Below are 3,326 nucleotides of genomic sequence, written 5' to 3'. Positions count from 1 at the left end.
TAACAGACCTCCACGTGGCTTTCGCCACGCTTCGTCTTGCCCTCGTGTAGATCACCTGGTTTCGGGTAGCACCCACTTGACTCCCCGCGCTTGAACACGGCGGCCCTCGCAATGCTGCGGCCTTGTCGGTTTCCCTGCGTCTTCCCGGATGATCCGTTAGACTCGCCAAGTAAGTGCACTCCCTGGTTCGTTTTTCAAAACGTACGACGGAACACCGGCTTCCTCCGATTCTTACTGGTGGGTCGCCCCACGGTCATTTTTCGGAGGACCTTGTATGCCCCGTCGCTCTATCACTGACTGATTTCAGGCCCTATTGCACCGCCCTTTTCGGGGTGCTTTTCAGCGTTCGCTCACGCTACTTGTTCGCTATCGGTCTCGAGGAGTGTTTAGTCTTCGCAGTTGATGCCTGCGAGATTCACGAGGGATATCCAACCCCCGCTACTCTGGAGCAATCTCGGGATCGCGCTCTCACGATACGGGGTTGTCACCCTGTATCACGCTCCGTTCCAGGAGACTTCTCGTGAGATTGTGATCCGTTATAGATTGTCCGTACACCACATTTCCTTGCGGATTCGGTTTGGACTGTGTCGCGTTCACTCGCCGTTAGTGACGACATCGCGGATTGCTTTCTGTTCCTGTTCCTACTAAGATGTTTCAATTCGGAACGTTCCCTATTGCGCGAGGCAATTGTTGTAGGGATTCCCATTCGGAGATCCTGAGTTCTTCGCCTCCATGCGGCTCCCTCAGGCTTTTCGCAGCTTGGCACGTCCTTCGTCGGCTCTCGAGCCGAGCCATTCACCAGCCAGTACAGTAGCCAGTTACAGTTGTATCGGACGTCCACGTGTTCCCGGGTGAACGGGTTCAGTGGGCGTCTGGATTGCACGCGTACATACGGTTGTCATCGAACGTCCGGTGGACTTCCGGAGCGTCCGTCGAACCCTTCCTATCCGCGCTCTCGCGGGATAGTGCATCGGTTTCGTCTTCGGGAGTCATCCTCTCTCCTGCCCACACTTAAGGGACTCGGATCGAGGGTGGCTCCCGGAGAGTATGGACCCGCTGGGATTTGAACCCAGGGCTTCCTCCTTGCAAAGGAGGTGCTCTGCCGCTGAGCTACGGGCCCGTGTTAGCCTTGGTAGTTCTAAGGTGCCCGTTCGGCGAACGGGAGCACATGAACGGACTGCCAAAGGTGGGCTGGGGCGTCGCCCCAGTCCCGATCGTTAGGAGGTGATCCAGCCGCAGATTCCCCTACGGCTACCTTGTTACGACTTAAGCCCCCTTGCGAAGCCCAGATTCGACTATCTTGCGATAGCCTCATCCGGACCTCACTCGGGTGCTTTGACGGGCGGTGTGTGCAAGGAGCAGGGACGTATTCACCGCACTCTTCTGAAATGCGATTACTACCGAATCCAGCTTCATGAGGGCGAGTTTCAGCCCTCAATCCGAACTACGACCGAATTTCGGAGATTAGCGTTCTCTTTCGAGATAGCAACCCATTGTTTCGGCCATTGTAGCCCGCGTGTAGCCCAGCTCATTCGGGGCATACTGACCTACCGTTGCCCATTCCTTCCTCCAGTTTGGCACTGGCAGTCCACCTAATGTACCCAGCCAGTCGGAACTGCTGCTGGCAATTAGGTGCGTGGGTCTCGCTCGTTGCCTGACTTAACAGGACGCCTCACGGTACGAGCTGACGGCGGCCATGCACCTCCTCTCTACAGCTCGTGGTAAGGTCATCAACCTGACCGTCATTACTGTAGTCGGAGCTGGTGAGATGTCCGGCGTTGAGTCCAATTAAACCGCAGGCTCCTCCGGTTGTAGTGCTCCCCCGCCAATTCCTTTAAGTTTCATCCTTGCGGACGTACTTCCCAGGCGGTTCACTTCTCGGCTTCCCTACGGCACAGCACAGGCTCGTAGCCTGTGCCACACCTAGTGAACATCGTTTACGGCTAGGACTACCCGGGTATCTAATCCGGTTCGAGACCCTAGCTTTCGTCCCTCACTGTCGGATCCGTCTTCTCGAGGTGCTTTCGCCATCGGCGGTCCGTCCAGGATTACAGGATTTCACTCCTACCCCGGACGTACCCCTCGAGCCTTCCGGTCCCAAGCCGTGAAGTTTTCGCCGGACGCCCATCCGTTGAGCGGATGGATTTCCCGACGAACTTTCACGGCCAGCTACGGACGCTTTAGGCCCAATAAGATTGGCCATCACTTGAGCTGCCGGTATTACCGCGGCGGCTGGCACCGGTCTTGCCCAGCTCTTATTCGAGAACCACCTTACGGTTCTCAAAAGCGAGGACTATATGCCCTCGCACTCGGAGTCCCCTTATCGCACTTGCGTGCAGTGTAAAGGTTTCGCGCCTGCTGCGCCCCGTAGGGCCCGGAATCTTGTCTCAGATTCCGTCTCCGGGCTCTTGCTCTCACAACCCGTACCGATTATCGGCACGGTGGGCCGTTACCCCACCGTCTACCTAATCGGCCGCAGCCGCATCCTGCAGCGCCGGAGCGTTTGTGGATCCCGGCATTCCAGCGTGGGATCGGTATCGCGGATTAGCCTCAGTTTCCCGAGGTTGTCCGTGTCTGCAGGGTAGCTTGACCACGTGTTACTGAGCTATCTGCTGCGAGTCTGAACTCGCGCAACTAGCATGGCTAAATCGGACTCCGATAGCAATGGCCTCCGGCAGGATCAACCGGAATGGTCCCCTGTGAAGGGGGGTTTGGCGGGATGTATTCGTCTGGTGACGAATCATCTCCATTGCGTGGTCCGTTCGTGGTGCTCGGTGTCACCGAACGGGTGGCACCGAACTACCAAGGCTAACATCAGATTCCATCTGTACGGCGGACCGCAGGGGTGGAATCCTCATGACTTCGGACTTGAACGTAGCGCGTTCGACGCCTTAAGGGCATCGTTCCGCGCTTCGTGAGTGTCCTCGCGAGAGGACGGTGCGTCCGAGAGTGCGACACGGGGTTGAACCGTGTCGCGGTCGCGGTGTGTCGTTCGCATTATTCCGAAATGCGCTCGACCACTTAAGCCCGTCGTATCGTCGGCGGCGTGAGAGTGCGATGCACTCCCAGCGCGGCCGACGTAGTCGGCCGGTGGGATCGGAGGGCGTTCGGAGAGTGGCGCGCCGGGAGTGTCCCGGGGCGCCCCGCGTATTTCTACGAATGGCAGGGGAACATAAAAGGCCGTCGAACCGGCGGCGCTTCGTCATGCGGTTTCATACCTTCGTGGCCGCCCTGCCGCGAGAGCTCACACGGGCGAGGGAAGTGACGCGTCGCTCAGCGGTCGAGTGCACGGAGATGTCGCGCGGTCGGAGGCCGGTCGCTCATCC

At 58.4% G+C, this 3,326-nt stretch carries 1 tRNA gene and 2 rRNA genes; all 3 read right to left on the bottom strand.

Features of this window, described 5'->3' with window-relative positions:
- A 23S ribosomal RNA gene (locus GJ632_RS22560) occupies nt 1-823 on the bottom strand; the annotation flags it as partial.
- Nucleotides 824-1,048: 225 nt separating this feature from the next.
- Nucleotides 1,049-1,120, bottom strand: a tRNA-Ala gene (locus GJ632_RS20445).
- 99 nt (nt 1,121-1,219) lie between these two features.
- Nucleotides 1,220-2,691, bottom strand: a 16S ribosomal RNA gene (locus GJ632_RS20440).
- Nucleotides 2,692-3,326: the final 635 nt, after the last annotated feature.

It is taken from the genome of Halogeometricum sp. CBA1124 (genome assembly GCF_009741955.1).
GTDB lineage: Archaea > Halobacteriota > Halobacteria > Halobacteriales > Haloferacaceae > Halogeometricum > Halogeometricum rufum.
This window is presented reverse-complemented; position numbering and strand designations above follow the sequence as displayed.